Origin of the sequence: Sphingomonas vulcanisoli (assembly GCF_011761305.1) — a bacterium.
GTDB classification, from domain to species: domain Bacteria; phylum Pseudomonadota; class Alphaproteobacteria; order Sphingomonadales; family Sphingomonadaceae; genus Sphingomonas_I; species Sphingomonas_I vulcanisoli.
Genome location: NZ_JAAOZC010000001.1, coordinates 67,444 through 92,123, shown reverse-complemented (window position 1 = coordinate 92,123; position 24,680 = coordinate 67,444). Strand labels below are relative to the sequence as shown.

Genomic DNA, 24,680 nt, shown 5'->3' with positions numbered 1-24,680 from the left:
TTTCAGGGAGCGTTCACCGCTGGCCCGTGTTAGGGATCACCGGATGCGCAAAATCCTCTCGTCGATCGCTCTGCTTCTCGCCTGTGCGACCCCGGCCGCCGCCGCGCCGGTCGTGGTGCCGCCGCTCCACTATGTCGCCCGCACGCTGCCCAACGGGCTGCGCGTCTTTGAGATGCCGGACAAGAGCGGCACTTCGGCTTCGGTACAGCTCTGGTACGATGTCGGATCGAAGGACGATCCCAAGGGCCGATCGGGTTTCGCCCACCTCTTCGAACATCTGATGTTCAAGGCGACGCGGGACATGCCCGCTGAGACGATGGATCGGCTGACCGAGGATGTCGGCGGCAACAACAACGCCTCAACCGATGACGATTACACCGAATATCATGAAACGATCCCCGCCAATCATCTCGAACGGCTGATCTGGGCCGAGGCGCAGCGCATGGGCTGGCTGGTAGTCGATCAGGCCGATTTCACCTCCGAACGCGATGTGGTGAAGGAGGAGCTGCGCGGCGATCTCGCGCGTCCCTATGGCCGGCTGTTCATGCGCGATTTCGCGGCCGCCAATTTCCGCGTTCATCCCTATGCGCTCGGCACGATCGGCAGCATCGAGGAGCTGGACGCCGCGAGCCTTGCCGACGTCCGCGCCTTCCATGCCCAATATTATCGGCCCGACAATGCCGTGCTGGTCGTCTCGGGCAATTTCGATCCGAAACAGCTCGACGGCTGGATCGACAGATATTTCGGGCCGATCGCCAAGCCCGCCTGGCCGATCCCGCGCGTCACCGTGCAGGAACCGCCGCGGACGATACCCGCGCGCTATGTCGATCGCGTCGAGAATACGCCGCTGCCGGCGGTCGCGATCAGCTGGTTGCTGCCCGTGCTCGACGACAAGGATCATGCCGCGATCAACATGATCGACGGCATCCTCTCGGCCGGCGACAGCTCGCGCCTGCATGAAGATCTGGTCTACCGCGACGAGATCGCCAGCGAGACCGATGTCATCGCCGATTTCAAGAAGGGCGCGGGCACGATCGCGGCCTTCGCGATCATGGCGGGCAACCACAGCCCGGCCGAAGGCGAAGCGGCGCTGCGCAAGGAAATCGCGCGCATCCGCGATACGCCGCCGAGCAAGGAGGAGATGACGCGCGTCCGCAACATGGTCGTTACCTCGGCGCTCAAGCAGCGCGAGACCGCGCAGGGCCGCGCCTCGCTGCTCGGGTCGGGCGTGATCCTCGATGGCGACCCTTCCGAAGCCGACAAGCGCCTCGCCGCGCTGCAGACGGTCACCGCCGCCGACGTCCAGCGAGTCGCCGCGCGCCTGCTGACCGATCAGACCGCGGTGACGATCACCTATCTCGCCCCAGATGCCTTCCCGCAGGTCAAGGGCCCCGCGATCACCGCCGCGCCCACCATCGCCAGCCTGCCGCTGATCACCCCGGCCAACGTCCCCGTCGTCACCGCGCTCGGCCCGAACGAGCGCGCCCAGCCCCCCGCCCCCGGCGCACCCGTCAGCCCCAGCGTGCCGATGCCCGTCGAGCGCCGCCTCTCGAACGGGATGCGCGTGATTGTGCTCGAGCGGCATGCGCTGCCGATCGTTACGGTCCACATGATCGCCCCGCGGGGCACCGCCGCCGATCCGCAGGGCCGCTTCGGTCTCGCCTCGCTCACCGCCGATTTGCTCACCAAAGGCACGCCGACCCGCAACGCCACGCAGATCGCCCACACGATCGAGAATGCCGGCGGCAGCATCGATGCCGATGCGACCCGCGACGGCACGACGATCACGCTGACGGTTAAATCCGATCAGCTCGATGCCGCGATGGCGGTGATGGCCGATTCCGCGCTTCATTCAACCTTCGCGCAGGCGGAGCTCGATCGTTCGCGCGCCGAGGCGCTCGACGGCCTGCAGCAGACCTACAAGACGCCCGCCAGCCTCGCCGCTCTGGTCGCCGGCCGCGCCGTCTATGGCGATGGCGCCTACGGCAAGCCCGGCGACGGCACGCCCGCCTCGCTGCCCGCGATCCGGCGCGACGACTTGCTTGCCGCCTATCGTGCCACCTGGTCGCCCGCGACGAGTGCGCTGATCCTAGCTGGCGACATCACCCCCGATCGCGCCCAGGCACTCGCCGAAAAATTGTTCGGCGGCTGGAAAACAACCGCCGCGCCGGCTCCAGCGGTGACGGCCACCCCCTACCCGGCGCCGCGCCTGATCGTCGTCGATCTGCCCGGCGCGCCACAGGCGGCGGTGACGATCGCACGCCCCTCGATCCGCCGCGCCGATCCCGATTTCTACGTGATGCAACTCGCCAACACCGCGCTCGGTGGCGGCTATTCGGCGCGGCTCAATCGTGAGATCCGCGTCAAGCGGGGTCTGGCCTATGGCGCCTCCAGCCGCTTCTCGGCGGGCCGCCTGCCCGGCGCGCTCTCGGTCGCCACGCAGACCAAGAACCCCACTGCGCCGCAGGTGATCGGCATCATGCGCGATGAGATGAAGGGCATGGGCGCCGAACCCGTGCCCGCCGAAGAGCTCAACGCACGCAAGGCCTCGCTGATCGGCAGCTATGGCGATGCGGTCGAGACCACCGACGGCATCGCAGGCATGATCGCCGGTCTCGTCGTGCAGGGCGTCGATCCCGCCGAGATCACGCGCCAGACCCAAAAGATCGCCGCCATCGGCCCCGATGAGGTGCAGCGCGTCTCGAAGGCGCTGATCGATCCGGCGGTGGCGAGCGTGGTGGTCGTGGGCGACGCCAGGCAGTTCCTGCCTGCGCTGCGTGCGCAGGGCCTGAACCCCGAGGTGATCCCCGCCGCCCAGCTTAAGCTGGATAGTGCAGCGCTCCATTGATCCTCCCCGGCACGGGGAGGGGGACCGCCGAAGGTGGTGGAGGGGGCTTTCAACCGAGTGCAGCACTCGCCAGATAGCCCCCTCCGGCGCCGCTGACGCGACGCCACCTCCCCGTGCCGGGGAGGATCAAGGCGCCCTGCAACCCCCGCTCCACCCAAAAGTTCCGTCCCACCACAGGTCACCTCACGTCTCCCCCGGCTCACCGCAAGCGTGATTTCCGATTAACCTTTGCCCGGATACCCAGGTCTCGAACCAGCGGGATCGGGGGATTCGGCCCAGATGCACAAGAGCCTCAAGGTGGCGTTTGCCGCCTGCGTGATGATGATCGGAATGGCCGCGCCATCGGCCGCCAACGCCCAATCCTATCTGCAGTGCGCCCCGTTCGCGCGGGCCTTCTCGGGCATTCAATTGTTCGGCGCAGCCGCCGGCTGGTGGCACCAGGCGACGGGCAAATATTCGGAGGGCAACGCGCCGCGTCCCGGCTCGGTGCTGGTGTTCAAGGCGCTCTCCTCGATGCGCTCGGGCCATGTCGCCACCGTCACCCAGATCGTCTCGGACCGCATCATCAAGGTTACACACGCCAACTGGGGCGGCATGAAGGGCAAGATCGAGCGCGACGTCACCGTCGTCGATACCTCAGCCAAGAATGACTGGAGCGCGGTGCGCGTCTGGTATGCGCCGATCGGCGATGTCGGCACCAAGGCCTATCCCACCTACGGCTTCATCTACAACGGCGCCAAGGCCGTCGCCAATGAAGTAAAGGCCATCGCCGACAAGGCGGACGACGCGATCCACGCCGGGCAGTAAGCCGCTCCCTCCTGCGTTGCACGCTGACGGCAACGCTTCTAAACGCCGCCGATGGACGTTACCGAGCTCCGCGTCGCCCTCTTCTCGGGCAACTATAATTATATCCGGGACGGCGCCAATCAGGCCCTCAATCGCCTCAGCGGCTATCTGCTGAAACAAGGCGCCAAGGTCCGCATCTATAGCCCCAAGAGCAAGAAGCCGGCCTTCCCATCGGTCGGCAAGGTTGTCGGCGTGCCGAGCATGCCTTTCCCGGGACGCGGCGAATACCGCCTGCCGGTGGGCATCCCGTTCTGGGTGCAGCGCGATCTGCAGGATTTCGGCGCCAACATCTTCCACGTCGCCTCGCCCGAATTCCTCGGGCACCGTGCAGTGACGCTGGCACGCAAGTGGAACATCCCCGCCGTCGCCTCCGTCCACACCCGGTTCGAAACCTACATGCGCTATTACAATATGGCCTGGATCGAGCCTGTGGTGGAAGCGATCCTGCGCCGCTTCTACCGCCGCTGCGACGCGATCTTCGCACCTTCGGAGTCGATGGCGCAGCTGCTCCGCGAACAGCGGATGAGTTACGACGTCGGCATCTGGACGCGCGGCGTCGATACCACGGTGTTCACGCCCAAGGCGCGCGATATGGATTGGCGGCGCTCGATCGGGCTCGATGATGATATGCCCGCGATAACCTTCCTCGGCCGGCTGGTGATGGAAAAGGGCCTCGATGTCTTCGCCGAGACGATCGACATCCTGCGCCAGCGCGGGGTGCGCAACCGCGTTGTCGTGATCGGCGAGGGGCCGGCGCGCGAATGGTTCGAGCGGCGCCTGCCCGCCAACGCCATCTTCGCGGGCTTCCAGCGCGGCGAGGATCTGGGCCGCGCGCTCGCTTCCTCAGATTTGCTGTTCAATCCGTCCGTTACCGAGACATTCGGCAACGTCACGCTGGAGGCGATGGCCTGCGGCCTGCCCGTGGTGGCGGCGCGCGCGACGGGCAGTTCCAGCCTGATCGAGGACAATATCAACGGCCGCCTGATCGAGCCCGGCCGCAACGAAGCCTTCGCCCGCGCCATTCAGGCTTATTGCGACAATAGCGAAATCCGCCTCGCCGCGGGCGAAGCGGGCCGCAAGGCGAGCGAGCTTTACGAATGGGATCGCGTCAACCAGCAGCTGGTCGACGCCTACCTCCGCCTCGTCCGGTTGCGCTCCGAAGGCGTGAAGCCGCTCAACCGCGCGCGCTGAGCGCCGCTCCTTATTTGCGACCAGTGAGCCAGGCGTTCGGATCGCAAGCCTGGCTTGATCCGTTCTTCGTCGATGCAAAGGAGAGTTGGCATGACGTTGGACGGCAAGAAGGTGGCGATCTTGATCGCGCCGCAGGGCACCGAGGAACGCGAGTTCGTGCAGCCGCGCGATGCGGTAAACCAGGCGGGCGCGAGCCTCACTGTGATCGGGCTCGAAAAGGGTGAGGCAAAGACCAACAATCATGATGTCGAACCGGGCGGCAGCTACGCAATCGATGCGGCAATCGGCGATGTTTCAGCCGACGATTTCGATGCGCTGATCCTCCCCGGCGGATGCGTCGGCGCGGACAAATTGCGCGCCAGCGAGGAGGTCGTGGCTTTCGTCCGCGCTTTCTTCGAACAGCAGAAGCCCGTGGCCGCGATCTGTCACGCGCCCTGGCTATTGGTGGAGGCGAACGTCGTTCACGGCCGCACGCTCACCTCATTCCCCTCAATCAAGACCGACATCGGCAATGCCGGGGGCGATTGGGTCGATCGGGAGGTGGTCGTCGACAACGGGCTGATCACCAGCCGCAACCCGCACGATCTTCCCGCCTTTTGCGCGAAGATCATCGAGGAATTCGGTGAGGGGCTGCATGCGGCGCAGGCCCAAGGCGTCTGAATCCTAGATCAGCATCGCATGCTCCGCCCGCAGCGCAGCGGCGAGCGCATCGGCATCTTCGGGGCGGCTGTAAAAGCCCGGCGTCGCGCGGATCACCGGCGCCCTGGCGACGCCGTCCCGCCACACGGTGAGCACCTTGTGCTTCTCGAACAGCCGTTTCTGCACGGCCTGCGCCTTCTCGGGCGTGGTCATTCCTTTAAGGCGGAAGCTGGTTATGGTGCAGGAGCGGGCGGGATCGTCCGGCACCATGATCTCGACATTGGGCAGGTCGCGCACCTGATCGACCCAGCGGTTGCGCAGCGCGCGCATATGCGGCGCCTTGGCCGCCGATGCGCCGACCGCATAATGGAAATCGACCGCGGTCGGGATGGTCAGAAGCGCCGCGAAGTTCACCGTTCCCGCCGGTTCACGCGCGTTGATGTTGTCGGCGGGAACGTGGTTGTTGTCATAGGCGATGGCGATATCGGCCAGACGGTTCTTGCGGATGTACATCGCGCCGGTGCCGAGCGGCGCGCAGGTCCATTTGTGGACCGACCAGCCGGCGAAATCGCAGCCGAGATCGTCCATCGTGACATCGAGCAGGGCCACGGCATGGCTGGCATCGACGATCGTATCCACGCCCCGCGCCCGCGCCATAGCGACAATCTCTTTCACGGGCGTGATCAGCCCGGTGCGATTGGAAATCTGCGTCACCAGCAGCAGCTTGGCCTCCGGCGTGCGCCGCAGCACATCCTCATAGGCGGCGAGAATGTTCGCGGTGGTCGCGGGTTCGGGCATGGCGAAGCGGACGACCTTGGCGCCGCGATGGCTGCCCAGCCACTCCATCGCGCCGATCATCGCATCATAATCGAGATCGCAGTAGATGACCGCGTCACCGGCTTTCAGCGGCTTGTAATTGGTGATGAGCTGCTGGAGCGCATCGGAGCCGCTGCGCGTGATCGCAATCTCCTGCGGCAGGCAGCCGACCATGCGCGCGACCGAGGCCTGCGCATCGCGCGTGCCGTTGGCCATGCAGCCATCGCCGGGCAGCACGTTGCGCGCGAACACCGAATTGAGCCGGTTCACCTCCAGCGTGTGCCGCACATAGGTCTCGGCCACGACGCGCGGCATCACGCCCCAATAGCCCGCCTCGAGATTGTGGATCTCGCGCTCGACATCGAACTGCGCGGCGAGATCGGCAATCGGGATCGAATTGGGCGCAAGCTTCGGCGCAGGTGCCGGTGCGAGTGGATCGGCCAGCGCCGCGGATGAAAGCAATGCGGGCGTGGCAGCGGCCGCGCCTAGAAGCTGGCGGCGATTGGGCGTGAGCGTCATTCCAGGGTTCCCGTAGAGGCGCCGATGGGCTTATCGGCGGACGATGACAGCAGAAAGCAGCGAAGGCCATGCCCGTGGCAGCCCCGTCTATCGGCGGCTGACGATCGCGATGCTGTTCGCCGGCTTTTCGACCTTCGCCCTGCTCTATTCGGTGCAGCCGCTGCTACCCCTATTCGCGGCTGAGTACCGCTTGAGCGCCGCGGCGGCGTCGCTGGCGGTATCGCTCACGACGGGTCCGCTGGCGTTCGCCATCCTGGCCGCCGGGCTGATCAGCGATCGGATCGGGCGGCGGCCGATCATGGTCGCCGCGATGCTGGCGGCGAGCGCGCTGACCTTCCTCGCCGCGCTGGCGCCGGGCTGGATCGCCTTGCTCGCCCTGCGCCTGCTCACCGGGCTCGCGCTCGCGGGCGTGCCGGCGGTGGCGATGGCCTATGTCGCCGAGGAGGTTCATGGCGAGTCGGTCGGCGCGGCGATGGGGCTCTATATCGCGGGCAGCGCGCTCGGCGGGATGGGCGGCCGGCTGATCGCCAGCGTCGTCGCGGATCTCGGCGGCTGGCGCATGGCGCTGGGCGTGGTCGGCGTGGTGGGGCTGGCGATGGCGGAGGCGTTCCGCCGCCTCGCGCCGCCGTCGCGCCGTTTCGTGCGGCAGGCTCACAGCCGGAGTGGTGGCGGCGGCCCTCTTGTTCGCGATCCCGCGCTGCTGCTGCTCTACGCGCAGGGCTTCCTGCTGATGGGCATCTTCGTCACCCTCTATAATTATGCCGGGTTCCGCCTGCTCGCGCCGCCCTACGCGCTCAGCCAGAGCGAAGTGGGCGCGATCTTCCTGCTGTATGTCCTGGGTTCGGTGAGCTCCGCATGGTTCGGCACGCTGGCGGGACGGATCGGGCGGCGACGCATCTTCTGGCTGCCGGTAGTAATCCTGATCGGCGGGGCCGGACTAACCGCGGCACACCCTCTGGCGCTGATCGTGCTCGGCATCGCCTTGACGACGATCGGGTTCTTCGGCGCGCATTCGATCGCCAGCGCCTGGGTGGGCCGCCGCGCGCAAGGCCGGCGCGGTCAGGCTGCGGCCTTCTATCTCTTCGCTTATTATATGGGATCGAGCCTGCTGGGTTCGCTCGGCGGCATCGCCTGGACGCGCGATGGCTGGACCGGCGTCAGTCTGTTCTGCATTAGCCTCGGTTTGATCGCGCTGATCGGCGCGGGATTGCTCGCGCTGATCCCACCGCTGCCGATCCCCGATCCGAACGAGACCGTGCCGGTCGAAGCCTAGCGCGACGGCGCCAGTGGCGCTGCACCGATCGTCACGCGGCGCAACGGCGAGGCGCGTTCGTTGAGGAAGGTGCCGAGCAAATCCTGCCCCTCAGCCCAGCGCCCGAGGCCGGAGTCGCTGTTGAGATGGCCAGCGGCGCCGGCATCGACGAAGTCCGCACCCCAACCCGCGGCGAAATCCTGCGCGCGATCGAAATCGCAATAGGGATCGTCATGGCTGGCGACGACGATCGTCGGAAAGGGCAGCAGCGCGCGCGGCGTCGGTCCGAAGGCGATCAAGCGGGGATCGTCGGTGCGATCGACATCGGGTGGGGCAACGAGCAGCGCCCCAACCACATCGCCGGCGGTCGCCTCGCCCATCGTCGCCGCCCACCACACCACCGCCAGGCAGCCGAGGCTGTGCGCGACCAGCACCACCGGGCAGGGCGCGGCGCGCACCGCCTGATCGATCCGGCCGACCCAGACGTTGCGGCTGGGATTATCCCAGCAGCCGAGCGGCACGCGCTCGCAATCGCGCCGGTCGCGTTCCCAAATCGTCTGCCAATGGTCGGGCCCCGAATTGCCGAGACCGGGTATCGTCAAGCAGAGCGGTGATCGCCCCAAGCCTTCGTCAAACATCTGCTTCTCCTGTTCGGAAGCCAACGTCAGAGTCGGGAGACTGGGCCCTGCCCCATTGTCGGCGCAATTGGGACCGTGCGGCTTTTGCGACGAGCCGTTCACGCGGCACCTCTTGTTGCGGCGAACAGAGCGGGCGGGGGCAGATCCTTGCGCCTGAGTTCGCCCTGATCGACGAAACTGCCCGGCGGCACGCTCTCCGTGAGCCAGACATTGCCGCCGATCGTCGATCCCCGGCCCACGGTGATTCGCCCGAGCAGCGTCGCGCCGGGATAGATGACGACATCGTCCTCGATGATCGGATGCCGCGCGAGATGGCGGCGGAGATCACCGGGATGATCGGCGGGCAGGCTCAGCGCGCCGAGGGTCACCGCCTGATAGAGGCGCACGCGATGACCGATCACCGCAGTCTCGCCGATCACCACGCCGGTGCCGTGATCGATGAAGAAGCGCTCGCCGATCTGCGCGCCGGGATGGATATCGATGCCCGTCCGCGAATGCGCGATCTCGGTGATGATCCGCGCCACCAGCGGCGCGCCGAGCCCGTGCAGCCGATTGGCGAGGCGGTAATGGATGATCGCCAGCATGCAGGGGTAGCAGAGCAACACCTCATCGACGCTCGCTGCCGCCGGATCCCCCGCGAACGCCGCCTCGACATCCTTGTCGAGCAGTCCGCGCAGCTCGGGCAGCGCGGCGGCGAAATGGCTGATGATTCGCCGCGCCTCGGCATCGATCCGCTCGCCGTCGCCATCGGTGGAGGAATAGGTCAGTTCCCGGCGCAGCTGGCCGTATAGGTGGCCGAGGCCATTCTCCAGCGTCTCGGCGACGAAGGCATCCTCATTGCCGCGGCGAACGTAGCTCGGACCGAGGCGCAGCGGAAACAATACGCCGCAGAGGATCATCATCACCTCCTCCAGCGTGCGGCGCGAGGGAAAGCCCTCGGCACCGATCTCGGCATTGCGCCAGTGCGCGCCGCGCCATTGATGCCGCGCGGCGCGCAGTCCGGTCAGCACCTGCTCTACGTTCCAAAGCGCGCCCGGCGGCAGATCGTCATTGCTTGGCATGGGATGTCCTCATTGCCTGGCCGATCCTATCGAGGGTTTGCCCACCGGAAAGCTAGTTTTCCTATCTATCGAGTAGGGATTAACTTGTGGAACAGGCTTGCGGAGGGGCGCGGGTGTGCGGCACAGCGGTGCGATGCTCTCCCAGCGCGGCCGTTACGCCTTGAAGGCAATGATCCACCTCGCGGCCGCGGCGCCCGACAGCGGCCCGCAGCAGATCAGCGCCATCGCCGGCCAGGGCAATATCCCGCGCAAGTTCCTCGAGGCGATCCTCGTCGATCTCAAGAAGGCCGGGCTGGTGATCAGCGTGCGCGGCCAACGCGGTGGCTATCGACTGGCGCGGCCCGCGACGGAGATCATGATCGGCGATATCATGCGGATCACGGACGGCCCCCTCGCGCTCGTCCCCTGCGTCAGCAAGCTCTTCTACCGCCGCTGCCTCGATTGCGCGGATGAGGCGACCTGCGCGATCCGCCACATCATGGCGCTGGTGCGCGAAGAAGTCGGCACCGTGCTGGACAAGACCTCGCTGGCGCAGACGGCGGCGCTCGGCCTGGGCAGCGATGCCGATCCCTCTGCGGATACAGTCCTGCTTTCAGCCAGCTAAGTTTTGCTCGCTAGATTATTCCTAGCGGGAAAGTAGGGAACCCCCTCGGATAGCTAAAAACAAGGGGGCCTTAATGGCATTTCGTGCGCTTTTTCTGGCGGGGGCTTCGCTGCTCGCGCTTCCCACTCTCGCCGCTCCGAATGCGCCCGCGCCGGCTGCAGCGGCAGAGCCCGCCGCCGACGCCGTCACGCAGCCCAAGGCCGACCAGGGCGAAATCCTGGTAACGGCGCGCCGCCGCGCGGAATCCGCGCAGAAGGTGCCGATCGCGCTCACCGTGCTCAGCGCCGCGACGCTCAACGATGCCGGTGCGTTCAACGTCAACCGGATGCAGCAGCTCCAGCCATCGCTGCAATTCTATTCCAGCAACCCGCGCAATTCGGCGATCAACATCCGCGGCCTCGGCGCGCCGTTCGGCCTCACCAACGACGGCATCGAGCAGGGCGTCGGTTTCTATCTCGACGGTGTCTATATCGGCCGCATCGGCGCTTCGACCTTCGATTTCGTAGATGTCGATCGCGTCGAGGTGCTGCGCGGGCCGCAGGGCACCCTCTATGGCAAGAACACCACCGCCGGCGCGGTCAACGTCACCACCCGCGCGCCCAGCTTCACCCCCGAGGCGCGTGTCGAGGCGAGCTACGGCAATTACAATTTCCTGCAGGTGAAGGCCTCCGCCTCGACCGGGCTGGTTGATGACAAGCTCGCGGTGCGGCTGTCCACCTCCTACACGCGGCGCGACGGCACGATCTACGATACCAAGTCGGACCAGGATCTTCATCGCCTTCAGAATTTCGGCTTCCGCGGCCAGCTCCTGTGGAAGCCCACGGACAATCTCAGCCTCAACCTCGCCGGCGACTATAACGTCCAGAACCCGCTGTGCTGCGTGCAATATTATGCCCGCGTCGGCGCGACGCAGCGCCCGGTCGCGCGCCAATATGCCGCACTCGCCGCGGCGTTCGGATATACGCCGCCCAGTACCGATCCGTTCAATCGCGTCACCGATCTCGATGCATCGATCAATTCGCGCCAGGCGATCGGCGGCACCTCGCTGGTCGCCAATTGGGATATCGGCCCGGCAACGATCACCTCGGTCAGCGCATGGCGCTATTGGGATTGGAAGCCCGCCAACGATCGCGATTTTACCGGCCTGCCGATCACCACCGTCTCGCAGAATCCGTCGCATCAGACGCAGGAAAGCCAGGAGCTCCGCATCGCCTCCAACGGCAGCAACAAGCTCGATTACACCGCCGGCCTCTTCTACTTCCACCAGAAGATCAACACCAACGGATCGCAGGTACAGGGGTCGGCGGCGAGCCGCTTCCTGCTCTCGGGTGCGGACGCGAACAACCCGAACGTGCTCAACGGCCTGACTTCGACCAACACGATCAACTTCAATAATTCGAGCTTCGCGGTGTTCGGCAAGCTCAATTGGGAAGTGCTGCCCAAGCTGCGCATCCAGCCCGGCCTGCGCGTGAATTACGACAAGAAATCGGGCTATTACAACGCGGTCGTCAGCATCGCCAACAGCCAGTACAACTTCGTCGCGACCGCCGACAATGTCGCGGCGCTCCGCGCGGCGGCGGCAGCGACAAGTGCCGCAGCGCTGACCACCTTCACCAACCAGACCAACACGCTGGCACCGCAGCGCTACAGCCCCGAATTCAGCCAGTGGAACGTATCGGGCGACGTCACCGCCTCGTACGATTTCTCGAGCGACATCCACGGCTATGCAACCTACGCGCGCAGCTTCAAATCGGGCGGCATCAATCTCTCCGGCCTGCCGCTCAACTCCCAGAACACGGGCGTCGACCTGACCACGCAGACGGTGAAGCCCGAGAAGGAAAATCATTACGAGATCGGCCTGAAGACCCAGTTTGCCGATCGCCGGATCACGCTGAACCTCGCCGCCTTCTGGACCGACATCAAGGATTACCAGGCGACGGTGAACAACAATGCGATCAACGTGATCCGGGGCTATCTTGCCAACGCCGCCAAGGTGCGGGTGCGCGGGATCGAGTGGGATTCGTCGTTCCGTCCGACGCCCCGCCTCAGCCTTTATGTCAACGGCGCCTATACCGATGCCAAATATATCGATTTCAAGAACGCCCCCTGCCCGCCCGAACTGACCGGCGGCACCGCGCTGACCGTCAATCCTGACGGGACGTTCAGCGGCACGCCGTCGCCTGCGGGAACCGCCGGCGGTAACAGCCCGCCCTATTGCAACATCTCGGGCCAGGTGCTGCCCGGCGTCTCGAAATGGTCCTTCTCCTATGGCGCGGAGGTCAACCAGCCGAGCAGCGTCTTTGGTCACGCGGGTGAATTCTACCTCGGCTATGACGGCAGCTATCGGACGCGCTTCTCGTCCAACCCCTCGCCTTCGGCCTATACCTATATCAACGGCTATGCCCTCTCGAACATCCGTCTGGGCTTCCGCACCGACAATGGCTGGAACATCTTCGGCTGGGTGCGCAACGCGCTCGACAAGCATTATTTCGAGCTGCTGTCGGTCCAGTCGGGCAGCACCGGCCTGATCGTCGGCCAACCCGCCGACCCGCGCACCTATGGCGTGACGGTGGCGGCGAAGTTCTGAGTACCCGCTAAAAACCGTTCGTGCTGAGCTTGTCGAAGCACCGTCCTTCTTTTCAACGTGGAAAGAAGAACGGCCCTTCGACAGGCTCAGGGCGAACGGTGTTTTGGATCACCCCGGCGCGCGCATCTGCTGTTGCACGGCCTGCGCGCGCAGCGCCTTAACCTGCTCCGCCGTCACCGTGCCCGGGAAGCTGTTGCCGAAATTGCCCCGGACGTAATTGGCCACCGCCGCAATCTGATCATCAGTCAGGTCCGAAAAACTCGGCATCGCCTTCTGGCCCTTGAGCATCACCAGCACCGGATAGAGCGGCGATGCCAGCTTTCGGTTGCCGGCCAGCGCCGGATACATGCCCGCCCCGGTCGCGCCCTTGCCGTCCGGCATATGGCAGCCCTGGCAGACGTGGGTGTAGATCTCGGGCCCGGTCTTCCAGCTATAGCCAGAAGCGAATTGGGCGAAGGCGGTGCCCGAAAGCGCGGCCACTGCGGCGCCAGCGATCAAAAAGGAAAGTTTACGCATCGGATCAGGCCCCCTGAACGATGTGAGAATGGAGCCGCTGGACGGCATCGAGCGCGGAGAGCACCGCGCCCTCCTGCCAGGCGGGGATCATCGAGACATGCTCGCCCGCCAGCATGATCCGGCCATCGATCGCGCAGATGTCCTTGTAATGCGCGGCGCGCGTCGCCTCGGTCCAGCTGCCCGCGCAGCCCAGCGTGAAGGGCACGCGATGCCAGCCGACGCCGACACCCGTGTCGAACTCGGTCCGCGCTTGGGGGTGGATGTTGGCGGTATAATCCAGTGTCTTCTGCACGCGCTCGGCGGGGCTCATCGCGGTATATTCGACCGCACCCGATCCGAAGGTATAGGCGGCGAGCAGCACGCCCTTGCCCTTTTTGAAGAAATCGCTGCTGGGATAGCCGATCATCCGATTGGGCTGATCGGTGTAGGTGATGCCGCCGTAGATCGCTTCATCCTCCTCCCAGAAACGCCGCTTCATCTGCAGGCCGACCTTGGTCGAGGCGGAATACGGCAGGTTGTTGATCGCCGCCTGCATCGGCGCGCCGACGTTGATCGGGATCTGGCTAAGGACCGAGGCCGGAATCGTACAGATGCAGTAATCACCATGCGCGGTCTGCGGCGCGCCGCCCTTCACTGTATCGACGTAGGTCGCGGTGACGCCGCTCGCATCCTGCTTAATATCGATGACCTTGGAATTGAAGCGGATGACGTCCGCCAATTCCTTGCCGAACGCCTTGCCGAGCATGCCCATGCCACCGACCGGCTGGAACATCGTCTGCTGCACGTCATACGATTTGGACGCACCGATCGCGCTCCACATCCGCGACTGGATCATATCGTCCAGGCTCAGCGGATCGCTCGGGATCGGCATAGCGTCCATGCCGCCGCCGGGCGGATGGAGGAACCCGCGCCGATCGCTCTGCTTCTCGCTCTTCGTGTAGGCATAATTGTTGTCGAGCGCGCCCCAGTTCTTGAGCGCGGCCAGCAATATCTCGCGATCCTCCTTGGTCACCGCCTGATCGAGCGCGCCCTGCCGCATCGATTTGGAGAGCAGTTCGGCGATATAGCCGTCGAAATCCGCCTCGACCTCGCGATAGCGCTTCGGCTTGCCGCCGAACGCCGCCGTCGAATGGACATAGGCATTGTAGTTGAGCTGGATGAACGGCTCGAGCTGGACGCCGAGAAGCTGCGCATAATGCAGCACGCCGCGATGGTGGTGCGGGATGCGCCACGGGCCGGGGTTGAGATACAGTCCCTTGTCGAAGCCGACATGCTGGGTGAAGCCGCCGAGCTCGGTATAGGTATCGCCGCCGTACAGCGACCAGTTCCGCCCGCCCGCGCGATTGTTATATTCCAGGATCTGGACCTTATAGCCCGCCTTGCGCAGCTCATAGGCCGAGACCATCCCCGCCCAGCCCGATCCCAGGATCAGCACCGATGCGCCCATGGGCGCGCCCGCCAGCTTGATCGGCCCCTTGAACGTGGATTCGGCCGCATAGGCCATCGAGGCCATAGCCTCGTACATCACCGCAATGCCGGCGGTTTTGCCGATCATCGCAAACAGGCTGCGCCGGCTGATCGCGCCGCTCAAATCTTCAGTCACGCGAAATACCCCCTTAGAGTGTTATTTCGCTCCTGCGGTCCGGTTCGTTGCCCGGGCTGTGATGGTCCACGTCTCTCATGGCCGTCGCTCCATTGCTCGCGCGTCCGCCCGGCCCTGTCAAACGCTTAGTCGCTGCGCCGCACAATTATTCAGCCGGCCGGGCGATAGCTGAACCCGCGCTGCATCTTCCATTTTCGCTTTGTTCACAGGCGAAAGCCCAAGGCCAACGTGTTCAGCCTATGTGAGGCCTATCATGCAACGGACCATTGCGACGATTGCGGGCGTGCTCCTGGCGCAGGCGGCATCGGCCGCGTCGCCCGGAGGTGATCGCGCCGATCTCGCGCTCGCCGATCGGATGAGCTGGGGGTTGAACGATGCGACGCTCGCCGCACTGGACGGGCAGAGCGGCCAGCGCTGGCTGGAAGCGCAATTGCGGATGCCTGCCGATGTGGCGCTGCCTGCGGAGGCTCAGCAGCAGATCGATGCCATGCGGATAACGCGCGAACCGATGGCCAATCTGGTCGTCGAGATGGATGCCGACAACAAGGCCAAGGCGGCGATTCCCGATCCCGATCAGAAGAAGGCGGCGCAGCAAGCCTATCAGCAGGCGATGCGCGATCTGATGCGCGAGGCGCAGGCGCGCTCGCTGCTCCGCGACCTTTATTCCCCGGCGCAGCTGCGCGAGCAGATGACCTGGTTCTGGTTCAACCATTTCAACGTCCAGGCGCAGAAGCGCGATGTCCGTGCGATGATCGGCGATTATGAGGATCAGGCGATCCGCCCGCACGCGCTCGGCAAGTTCCGCGATCTGCTGGAAGCGACGCTCCGCCATCCCGCGATGCTGCGCTACCTGGATAATGATCAGAACGCCGCCAATCACATCAATGAGAATTACGCCCGTGAGATCATGGAGCTGCATTCGATGGGCGTCGGCTCCGGCTACACCCAGAAAGACGTGCAGGAGCTTGCGCGCATCCTCACCGGCGTCGGCGTCGATCAGAAGCCCGACAACCCCCGGCTGAAGCCCGAATGGCAGCCCCTCCTCGTCCGCGCCGGGCTGTTCGAATTCAACCCGCAGCGCCATGATTTCGGCACCAAGACTTTTCTCGGCCATGAGATCAAAGGCTCCGGCTTCGGCGAGGTCGAGGAGGCGCTCGATCTGATCGCCAGATCGCCCGCCACCGCCGCGCATATCTCGAACGAGATCGCCACCTTCTTCATGGGCGACAATCCCCCGCCCGCGCTCGTCCAGCGCATGGCCGCGACTTTCCAGCATAGCGATGGTGACACGGCGGCGGTGATCCGCACAATGGCGAAATCGCCGGAGTTCAAGGCGTCGCTCGGCAAGACGTTCAAGGATCCCATCCATTACGTCGTATCATCGCTGCGCCTCGCCTATGGCGATCGCGTGATCGCCAATCCGGAGCCCGCGCTCGGCTGGATCGATCGCATGGGCGAAGGGCTCTACGCGCACGAAACCCCCGACGGCTATCCGATGACCTCTGCGGCCTGGACCGGCCCGGGACAGATGAGCGTGCGGTTCGAGATCGCCCGCCAGATCGGCGGCGGTGCACGCGGCCTGTTCACGCCGCGTGGCGCGCCTCAGCCGCTCGCGCCGACCGCCGTCACGCTCCAGAACGCCGCCTTCACCACTTACTTCCAGAGCCGCCTCGCGCCGCCCACGCAGACCGTGCTGAGCCAGGCGCCCAATCCGCCGCAATGGAACGCCCTCTTCCTCTCCGCGCCCGAGTTCATGCTCCGGTAGAAAGGCCGATACATGTCGATCGATCGCCGCACCCTCTTCCGCAACGCCGCCTTGATGGCGCCCGCGCTCATCGCCGGACGCGCTTTCGCAACCCCCGCCGCCAGCGACACGAGGCTGCTCGTCGTCTTCCTGCGCGGCGCCTATGACGCGGCCAACGTCGTCGCGCCCACCGGCAGCGATTTTTATGCCCAATCGCGCCCGACGATCGGCCTCAAGAAGCCCGATCCCGCCGATCCCACCGCGCCGCTGCCGCTCGACGCCGACTGGAGCCTGCACCCCGCGCTCAAGGACAGCATCTATCCGCTGTGGCAGAAGCAGGAGATCGCCTTCGTGCCCTTCGCCGGCACCGACGATATGACGCGCAGCCATTTCGAGACGCAGGATACGATCGAGCTCGGTCAGCCGATCGGCGGCCACCGCGATTATCAATCGGGCTTTCTCGCGCGCACCGCCGTCGCACTGGGGCAGGACAAGCCGATTAGCTTCACCGATCAGCTGCCGCTCTGCTTTCGCGGCGGCCCGATCATCCCCAACATCACGCTCAACAACATCGGCAAGCCCGCGATCGATCCCAGGCAGGCGCAGCTGATCGAGAGCATGTATAAGGGCAATGCGCTCGGGCCATCGGTGCATGAAGGGTTCGAGGTCCGCGATACGGTCACGCAGGCGCTGGCGCAGGAGATGGTCGCGGCCAATCGCGGCGCGGTCAGCGCCAAGGGGTTCGAGCTTTCGGCACGGCGGATCGGGCGGCTGATGCGCGATCAGTTCAACCTCGCCTTCGTCGATGTCGGCGGCTGGGATACGCACGTCAATCAGGGCGGCGCGACCGGCTATCTCGCCGGGCGGCTGGGCGAGCTGGGGCGCGGCCTCGCGGGTTTCGTCGACGAGATCGGGCCGGAGGATTGGACCAAGACCACGGTGGTGGTGGTCTCAGAATTTGGCCGCACCTTCCACGAGAATGGCGACAAGGGCACGGATCACGGCCACGGCAGCGTCTATTGGGTGATGGGCGGGAGCGTCCGCGGCGGCCGCATCGCCGGACCGCAGGTGACGCTCAGCCAAGCAACGCTCAACCAGGGCCGCGATCTGCCCGTGCTGACCGATTACCGCAGTCTGATCGGCGAGATCGTGGCGCGCCGCTACGGGCTTGGTACGGATAAGATGCAGGCGATCTTCCCGGGCATTGCGCCATCGCAGCTTGATATCGTCTAACCATCGACGAGGCAAAGGCGCGACCGCTGCCGGCGACGGTGCTTGCGATACATCAAAAACCGCCATTGAGTTGGGTTTCGACATCGGTGATGGCAGAAAGCCAGCAAGTAGCCTAATCATCTGAATAGCTTGGCTTGCCGCCTTTGAGGAATTTTCTTGTCAGTTTTAGAGCGAAATAACGTCAAGGTTGCGGGCGCTGGGGCCCGGGCGATGGTGTTCGCGCATGGCTTCGGCTGCGATCAGAATATGTGGCGGCTCGTAGCACCGGCTTTCGAGGACGCTTTCAAAACGATAATGTTTGATCACGTCGGTGCCGGTAGTTCCGATCTGTCGGCTTACGATCCAGACAAGTACGGGCGCCTGCAGGGATACGCCGATGATCTGATCGCGATAGGGCGCGAACTCGGGTTGCGCGACGCCGTCTTCGTGGGACACTCGGTGAGCGCGATGATCGGCGTGCTGGCATCCCTGTCCGATCCATCGATGTTCTCCGATCTGATCCTCGTGGGGCCGTCGCCGCGCTATATCAACGATGGCGCGTATATCGGCGGCTTTGACGCTTCGGACATCGATGAACTGCTTGAAGCGCTCTCCGACAATCATCTCGGTTGGTCGGCGATGATGGCGCCGATTATCATGGGCAATCCCGACCGCCCGGAACTGGGAGGGGAACTGATCAACAGTTTTTGTCGCACCGATCCTGTGATCGCCAAGGATTTTGCGCGCGTTACCTTCACCTCCGACAATCGCGCCGACTTGGCCCGCGTCACGGCGCGTACCTTGATTCTCCAGTGTCGCGATGACGCGATCGCGCCCGAGACGGTGGGCGAATATGTCCGGAACAATATTCCGGGCAGCGAGCTCATTATCCTCGATGCCACGGGGCATTGCCCGAATTTGAGCGCACCAAAAGACGTCATCGCCGCGATCCGCGCCTTTGTCTGAAACGTCCGAGCGTGGTGGGGATGATCCGGGGGAGGAGTTCGAGGATCTCTTCAACAATGCGCCGTGCGGCTATCTTTCGGTGCTGCCGGACGGGCGTGTCGCGCGCGCCAATGCACGGTTCGCCACATGGAGCGGCTTCGGTCAGGATGCCGTTGTCGGCAGAAAACTGCACGAACTGCTGAGCGTCGCGACCCGTATTTTCTTCGAAACCAATCTGTCGCCGCTCCTGCGGATGCAGGGTTTCGTCGATGAAGTGGCGATGGACTTCGTCACCCTCAGCGGCCCTAAAATGCAATGTCTGGTAAACGCAGCCGAGCGACGGGACGATGCAGGCAACCTGCTGTCGACACGGTTCGCGATCTTTTTGGCCGCCGAACGCCGCCAATATGAGCGCGCGCTGGTGGATAGCAAAGCGGCGATGGAGCGTGCCGCCGCCGCCGAGCGAGAAAATTCCGAGCTACGTGAGCAATTCATCGCGATCCTTGGCCATGATCTGCGCAACCCCCTCGCTTCCATTAGCAGCGGCGTGAGGCTGCTGGCCCAGCGAGAGACGGTCAGCGCCAAAGGGCAGCAAATCCTGTCCCTGATGCAGGGAAGCGTGATGCGCGCGTCCGAGCTTGTCGATAATGTGCTGGATTTTGCCCGGGGCCGGCTGGGCGGTGGCATCACTCTGGCACGGGACGCCAATGTACCGCTGACCCCCGTTCTGGAACAGGTCGTCGCCGAGTTACGATCGATCGCTCCCACCCGGGATATACGGTCGGAATTTGCCATCGAAGAGCCTGTCGACTGCGATCGGGTACGGATCGGCCAGCTCATTTCGAACCTGCTGGGCAATGCGATCACACATGGGGCGCCGGCATGGCCCATCCTGGTGCAGGCATACACGCATGACGAAGCGCTTGTCATCGTCGTGGCCAATGGCGGAAGCCCGATCGATGGCCCGACCATGGCACGTCTGTTTCAGCCGTTCTTCCGGGGAGACGTTCGTCCTAAACACGTCGGCCTCGGCTTGGGCCTTCATATCGCATCGGAAATCGCAAAAGCACATGGGGGCACATTGACCGCTACTTCAGACGCGGAGGTAACGCGGTTTACGTTCGTTATGCCGCTCCGGAAAACCCAGGCGTCTTAAGCGGCAAACGCCATACTTCGGAAGGCATCTCCGATCGCACGACGATCAAGCGGCTTGCGAAACACCCGCCCGGGCGGTGCGCAGGGCGAACAGGCATCGGGTGTCGCCGTTACGAAAATTACGGGGATCGGCCCCAGCTCCCCCCGAATAGCCTCGACCGCCAGTGGTCCGGTCCCTTGCAGCAGCGTTACATCCGATACGATGAAATCGGGATGCGTCTTTCTCGATGCCTCGATGGCATTATCCTGTCGGTCTGCGAAGCTGAATGAACGGGCGCCGTTGGCTTGTAAAAGATCCTCGAGATCGAGAGCGATCAGCGGTTCGTCTTCAATGATCAGCACATGGCACACGATCGGCTCTCCAAGAGCTGCACTAACGAGCAGCAAACCCGATAGAGCCATCGCCTAACGAGACGTGGTAAACAATTGTATCGCGCCGCATAATTTCCGCGGTGCCGCCGGCTGTTGAAGCCCGAGAATGCGTCTGTCCAGGCTGATGAAAGCGGCGGTCCTTCCCACCACAAGCGAACGTTACGGGCCTCCCTAAAACCCGCCCATATGCCGCGCCATCTCCCCCGGCGACATGTTCATATGGTTGAGGTTGGCCATGATCCACAGCGATCCGATCACGATCAGCGCCACGATCAAAGTGCCGAACGCCAGCGCCAGAACGTTGTTAGTATTGTCCGGCCCGGTGGTAATGTGAAGGAAGAAGACGAGGTGGACGCCCATCTGCGCCACCGCCAGCACCAGCAGCATCACCGGGATGCCAGGCTGATAGATCCAGCCGTAGCCCGCAGCGACGCCGAAGGAGACGATCGTCAGCCCCGCCGCCAGCACCAGCCCGATACCGTAGCCGAGAATGCCCTTGGCGACGCCGCTCTGGCCTTCGCCCTCATCACCCGGGGCGCGATCGGATTGGTGGTGCGGATCGCTCATTGGCCGGCTCCCAGCAGATAGACGATCGTGAACAGCGCCACCCAGATGATGTCGAGCGCGTGCCAGAACAGGTTGAAGCACATCAGCCGCCGCACCGTCTCGGCGCGGAAGCCCTTGGCCCAGATCTGCGCCATCATCGTGCCCAGCCACAGCAATCCGCAGCCGACGTGCAGCCCATGACAGCCGACGAGCGTGAAGAAAGCCGAGAGGAAGGCGCTCCGCGTTGGGCCGTTGCCGTGTGCGATCAGATCGGCGAACTCGCGCAGTTCCAGCACGAGGAAGGCAAAGCCGAGCAGGCCGGTGATCAGCAGCCCGATCTCGGTCCACAGCAGATTCTTCTGTTCGGAGGCGATCGCGGCCATCCCGCAGGCGAAGCTGGACAGCAGCAGGAAGCCGGTTTCCAGCGCGACATTCTGCAGATCGAAAATCTGCTTGCCGCTCGGCCCGCCCGCGGTCGCGTGCGCCAGCACCGCATAGGTGGCGAATAGCGCCGAGAACATGACGATGTCCGACAGCAAGAAAATCCAGAAGCCGTAGCCGGTGATGATCCTCTTATCGAAATGACCATGCTCGTCCGGGCCGGCAGCATTGCCGCGCGGGCCATGGCCGTGGCCCTGGCGCAGATTGTGCGGATCGGCGGCGGCGGCGCTCATGCGGATGTACCTTCGAACCAGCTCTGCTGGCGCGCCGCGCGGCGGGCGCGGTCGATCCGCGCGACCTCTTCGGCCGGCACGTAATACTCATGCTCGTCCCGCCAGGCGAAGACCACGAACACCGCATAGGCGCAGGCGAATTCCAGCGCCGCCAGCCACCAGATATGCCAGATCAGCGCGAAGCCCATGAAGGTCGCGACGATCGCCACGAAGAAGCCGGTCGGTGAATTGCGCGGCATCTCAATCTTTTCATAGGCAGGCTCGTCGAACAGCCTCTGTTGCTGCAGCGCCTTGCTCTTCAGCCCCCAATAGGCCTCCTCGCCCTCGACATTGGGCATCACCGGGAAATTGAAGGTGGGTGGCGGCGATGGCGTGATCCATTCCAGCGTGCGCCCGTCCCAGGGATCGCCGGTCACGTCCCGGCGCTGATCGCGCGTGCGGATCGAGACGATCAGCTGCAGCACCTGGAAAGCGATGCCCAGCGCAATGATCGCCGCGCCGACCGCCGCGACGATCAGCCACGGATGCCATTCGGCGACGTCATAATGCTGCATCCGCCGCGTCATGCCCTCGAGCCCGACCACGTAAAGCGGCGTGAACGCGACGATGAAGCCCACGAACCAGCACCAGAAGGCCGTCTTGCCCAGCCGCTCGTCCAGCGTGAAGCCGAACGCCTTGGGAAACCAATATTCGTAGCCCGCGAAGCAGCCGAACAGTACGCCGCCGATGATCACGTTGTGGAAATGCGCAACCAGGAACAGCGAATTGTGCAGCACGAAATCGGCGGGCGGCACTGCCATCAGCACGCCGGTCATGCCGCCAACCACGAAGGTGCAGATGAAGGCGATCGCCCACAGCATCGGCGTCTTGAAGCGCACCGTGCCGCCATACATCGTGAACATCCAGTTGAAGATCTTCACCCCCGTCGGCACCGCGATGATCATCGTGGCGATGCCGAAGAAGGCGTTGACGTCCGCGCCCGCGCCCATCGTGAAGAAATGGTGCAGCCAGACCATGAAGCTCAGCACGCAGATCGCCATCGTCGCGGCGATCATCGAACGGTATCCGAACAGGGGCTTGCCCGAGAAGGTGGAGATCACTTCGGAGAAGATGCCGAAGGCGGGCAGGATGAGGATATAGACCTCGGGATGCCCCCAGGCCCATATGAGGTTCATGAACATCATCATGTTGCCCCCACCATCGTTGGTGAAGAAGTGGAAGCCAAGGTAACGATCGAGCAACAGCTCGGCGAGGGTGGCGGTGAGGATCGGGAAGGCCGCGACGATCAGCAGATTGGCGGCCAGCGTCGTCCAGCAGAAAACGGGCATCCGAGTATAGCTCATCCCCGGCGCGCGCATCTTGAGCACCGTGGTCACGAGATTGATGCCGGATATCAGCGTGCCGATCCCCGATATCTGCAGTGCCCACAGATAATAATCGACGCCAACCCCGGGCGAATATCGGAGCTCGGACAAAGGCGGATAGGGCAGCCAGCCCGTCCGCGCGAACTCACCGATGAACAGCGACAGATTGACCAGCAGCGCGCCCGAGGCGGTCAGCCAGAAGCTCACCGAATTGAAGGTCGGGAAAGCGACGTCACGGATGCCGAGCTGGAGCGGCATGGCGAAGTTCATCAGCCCGATCACGAACGGCATCGCTACGAAGAAGATCATGATCGTACCGTGCGCGGAGAAGATCTGGTCATAATGTTCAGGCGGCAGATAACCGGGGCCGTGAAAGGCCACCGCCTGCTGGCTGCGCATCATCAAGGCGTCCGCGAAGCCGCGCAGCAGCATCACCAACGCCATCACGCAATACATCACGCCGATCCGCTTATGATCGACCGACGTGATCCATTCGCGCCACAGATAGGGCCACCAGCCCTTGGCGGTAACGATCCCCAGCACCGCAAACACGACAGCCAGCACGATGATCGACGTGATCAGCGGGATCGGCTCGTGCAGCGGGATGGCGGACCAGGTGAGCTTACCGAGCAGCATTCTGATTGTCCTTGGGGCCCGGCGCCTGGGGCAAGCGGCCGCTGGAGATCGCGTCGAACAGGCCGGGCTGGATCGCGCCATAGGTGGCGGGCGGCATCGTGCCCTGCTGGCTCAGCGCCGTATAGACCGGCCGATCCATCGCGCCGCCCTTCCCCTTCACCGCCGCCACCCAGGCGCCGAATTGAGCAGGGGGCACTGCGTTCAGCACAAAGTGCATGTCCGAAAAGCCGTCGCCGCTGTAGTGCGAGGAAAGGCCGCGATAGGTGCCCGGTTTGTCGGCGCGCAGCCACAGATCGGTGGTCATGCCGTGCATCGCATAGATCATCGATCCAAGCCTCGGCACGAAGAAGGCGTTCATCACGCTGGCCGAGGTGATGCGGAAATGGATCGGTGCGCCCGCGGGCACGGTCAGCTGGTTGACGGTGGCTATGCCCTGTTCGGGATAGAGAAACAGCCATTTCCAATCGAGCGAGACGACATCCACCTCGATCGGCTTCGCGCCCCCGGGCGTCGCCGCCGCGATCGGCTTGGCGGGATCGAGCTCGTGGCTGCCGATCCACGCGATGCCGCCGAGGAACAGCACGATCAGCACCGGGATCGACCAGACCAACAGCTCGACGCGGCCCGAATAGGTGAACTCCGGCAACCGCCGCGCCTTGGTATTGGAGGCGCGAAACCACCAGGCGAAAGCCAGCGTGCCGAGGATCGTCGGGACGACGATGCAGAGCATGATCAGCAGCGCATCGATCAGAATGATCCGATCGCCCTGCCCTACCGGTCCCTGTGGATCCAGCACCGCCGAGCAGCCGCCCAGCGCCAGCAATCCGAACGGCGCGAAGCTGCGGGCGGGAAAACGAGCGGCCATCGGCGGCGCGCATGATCCCAATTCCGGCGCTCCGCAAGGGCGACCGG

At 64.5% G+C, this 24,680-nt stretch carries 21 protein-coding genes; 11 read left to right on the top strand and 10 right to left on the bottom strand.

The genetic code is table 11. The features are described from left to right. The first annotated feature begins 43 nt into the window (after positions 1 to 43). The 4 genes from FHS31_RS00455 to FHS31_RS00440 all read left to right on the top strand — a co-directional run bounded on the left by FHS31_RS00455 (position 44) and on the right by FHS31_RS00440 (position 5,545). Positions 44 to 2,848 carry a M16 family metallopeptidase gene (locus tag FHS31_RS00455; RefSeq protein ID WP_167070984.1) on the top strand — a complete coding sequence of 935 codons (2,805 nt, stop codon included), beginning with the start codon at positions 44 to 46 and terminating at the stop codon, positions 2,846 to 2,848. 279 nt (positions 2,849 to 3,127) lie between these two features. Beyond that, entirely contained in the window at positions 3,128 to 3,655 is a 528-nt protein-coding gene (locus FHS31_RS00450) for a CHAP domain-containing protein (protein WP_167070983.1), read from the top strand. A 51-nt stretch (positions 3,656 to 3,706) separates the two neighbouring features. Then, on the top strand, positions 3,707 to 4,885 hold the full coding sequence (locus FHS31_RS00445) for a glycosyltransferase family 4 protein (protein WP_167070981.1): 1,179 nt from the start codon (positions 3,707 to 3,709) through the stop codon (positions 4,883 to 4,885). A 90-nt stretch (positions 4,886 to 4,975) separates the two neighbouring features. Continuing rightward, positions 4,976 to 5,545, top strand: coding sequence for a type 1 glutamine amidotransferase domain-containing protein (locus tag FHS31_RS00440; RefSeq protein WP_167070979.1), 570 nt, complete (start codon positions 4,976 to 4,978; stop codon positions 5,543 to 5,545). A gap of 3 nt (positions 5,546 to 5,548) precedes the next feature. Here the strand turns inward: FHS31_RS00440 and FHS31_RS00435 are convergent, their stop codons facing one another. Beyond that, a complete protein-coding gene (locus FHS31_RS00435; protein WP_167070978.1) occupies positions 5,549 to 6,859 on the bottom strand; it encodes an aminotransferase class V-fold PLP-dependent enzyme in 1,311 nt (436 codons plus the stop codon). A 43-nt stretch (positions 6,860 to 6,902) separates the two neighbouring features. On the opposite strand from FHS31_RS00435, the gene FHS31_RS00430 reads away from it, so the two are divergent. Next, positions 6,903 to 8,132: an MFS transporter gene (locus FHS31_RS00430; RefSeq protein ID WP_167070977.1), complete on the top strand. Its 1,230-nt coding sequence runs from the start codon at positions 6,903 to 6,905 to the stop codon at positions 8,130 to 8,132. Here FHS31_RS00430 and FHS31_RS00425 read toward each other — a convergent pair. Then, positions 8,129 to 8,713, bottom strand: a complete 585-nt coding sequence (locus FHS31_RS00425) for an RBBP9/YdeN family alpha/beta hydrolase (protein WP_341786250.1) — start codon at positions 8,711 to 8,713, stop codon at positions 8,129 to 8,131. The genes FHS31_RS00430 and FHS31_RS00425 overlap by 4 nt on opposite strands. Before the next feature lie 134 nt (positions 8,714 to 8,847). After that, on the bottom strand, positions 8,848 to 9,810 hold the full coding sequence (locus FHS31_RS00420; protein WP_167070973.1) for a serine O-acetyltransferase: 963 nt from the start codon (positions 9,808 to 9,810) through the stop codon (positions 8,848 to 8,850). 133 nt (positions 9,811 to 9,943) lie between these two features. Here FHS31_RS00420 and FHS31_RS00415 point away from each other — a divergent pair, with 133 nt between their 5' ends. Further along, complete coding sequence (locus FHS31_RS00415; protein ID WP_167070972.1) at positions 9,944 to 10,414, top strand: RrF2 family transcriptional regulator; 471 nt, start codon at positions 9,944 to 9,946, stop codon at positions 10,412 to 10,414. A 73-nt stretch (positions 10,415 to 10,487) separates the two neighbouring features. Beyond that, positions 10,488 to 13,001: a TonB-dependent receptor gene (locus FHS31_RS00410; RefSeq protein ID WP_167070970.1), complete on the top strand. Its 2,514-nt coding sequence runs from the start codon at positions 10,488 to 10,490 to the stop codon at positions 12,999 to 13,001. A gap of 108 nt (positions 13,002 to 13,109) precedes the next feature. On the opposite strand, the gene FHS31_RS00405 is transcribed toward FHS31_RS00410, so the two are convergent. Further along, positions 13,110 to 13,517 carry a c-type cytochrome gene (locus tag FHS31_RS00405; RefSeq protein ID WP_167070968.1) on the bottom strand — a complete coding sequence of 136 codons (408 nt, stop codon included), beginning with the start codon at positions 13,515 to 13,517 and terminating at the stop codon, positions 13,110 to 13,112. Between the two features lie 4 nt (positions 13,518 to 13,521). After that, on the bottom strand, positions 13,522 to 15,120 hold the full coding sequence (locus FHS31_RS00400; RefSeq protein ID WP_341786249.1) for a flavin monoamine oxidase family protein: 1,599 nt from the start codon (positions 15,118 to 15,120) through the stop codon (positions 13,522 to 13,524). Positions 15,121 to 15,373: 253 nt separating this feature from the next. Between FHS31_RS00400 and FHS31_RS00395 the strand changes: the two genes are divergently transcribed. The 4 genes from FHS31_RS00395 to FHS31_RS00380 all read left to right on the top strand — a co-directional run bounded on the left by FHS31_RS00395 (position 15,374) and on the right by FHS31_RS00380 (position 20,177). Then, positions 15,374 to 16,885, top strand: coding sequence for a DUF1800 domain-containing protein (locus tag FHS31_RS00395; protein WP_167070967.1), 1,512 nt, complete (start codon positions 15,374 to 15,376; stop codon positions 16,883 to 16,885). A gap of 12 nt (positions 16,886 to 16,897) precedes the next feature. Further along, positions 16,898 to 18,097 carry a DUF1501 domain-containing protein gene (locus FHS31_RS00390; protein WP_167070965.1) on the top strand — a complete coding sequence of 400 codons (1,200 nt, stop codon included), beginning with the start codon at positions 16,898 to 16,900 and terminating at the stop codon, positions 18,095 to 18,097. A gap of 210 nt (positions 18,098 to 18,307) precedes the next feature. Next, positions 18,308 to 19,042: an alpha/beta fold hydrolase gene (locus tag FHS31_RS00385; RefSeq protein WP_167070963.1), complete on the top strand. Its 735-nt coding sequence runs from the start codon at positions 18,308 to 18,310 to the stop codon at positions 19,040 to 19,042. Next, positions 19,035 to 20,177, top strand: a complete 1,143-nt coding sequence (locus tag FHS31_RS00380; protein WP_167070962.1) for a sensor histidine kinase — start codon at positions 19,035 to 19,037, stop codon at positions 20,175 to 20,177. Before FHS31_RS00385 ends, FHS31_RS00380 begins: the two co-directional genes overlap by 8 nt. Here the strand turns inward: FHS31_RS00380 and FHS31_RS00375 are convergent. The 5 genes from FHS31_RS00375 to cyoA all read right to left on the bottom strand — a co-directional run bounded on the left by FHS31_RS00375 (position 20,174) and on the right by cyoA (position 24,633). Further along, on the bottom strand, positions 20,174 to 20,527 hold the full coding sequence (locus tag FHS31_RS00375; protein ID WP_167070956.1) for a response regulator: 354 nt from the start codon (positions 20,525 to 20,527) through the stop codon (positions 20,174 to 20,176). The genes FHS31_RS00380 and FHS31_RS00375 overlap by 4 nt on opposite strands. 192 nt (positions 20,528 to 20,719) lie before the next feature. Further along, positions 20,720 to 21,115, bottom strand: coding sequence for a cytochrome o ubiquinol oxidase subunit IV (gene cyoD, locus FHS31_RS00370; RefSeq protein WP_167070955.1), 396 nt, complete (start codon positions 21,113 to 21,115; stop codon positions 20,720 to 20,722). After that, a complete protein-coding gene (cyoC, locus tag FHS31_RS00365) occupies positions 21,112 to 21,768 on the bottom strand; it encodes a cytochrome o ubiquinol oxidase subunit III (protein WP_167070954.1) in 657 nt (218 codons plus the stop codon). Before cyoC ends, cyoD begins: the two co-directional genes overlap by 4 nt. After that, positions 21,765 to 23,768, bottom strand: a complete 2,004-nt coding sequence (gene cyoB, locus FHS31_RS00360) for a cytochrome o ubiquinol oxidase subunit I (protein ID WP_243843185.1) — start codon at positions 23,766 to 23,768, stop codon at positions 21,765 to 21,767. The genes cyoC and cyoB overlap by 4 nt, the downstream gene beginning before the upstream one ends. Next, positions 23,755 to 24,633, bottom strand: a complete 879-nt coding sequence (cyoA, locus tag FHS31_RS00355; RefSeq protein WP_167070953.1) for a ubiquinol oxidase subunit II — start codon at positions 24,631 to 24,633, stop codon at positions 23,755 to 23,757. Before cyoA ends, cyoB begins: the two co-directional genes overlap by 14 nt. Between the last annotated feature and the right edge of the window lie 47 nt (positions 24,634 to 24,680).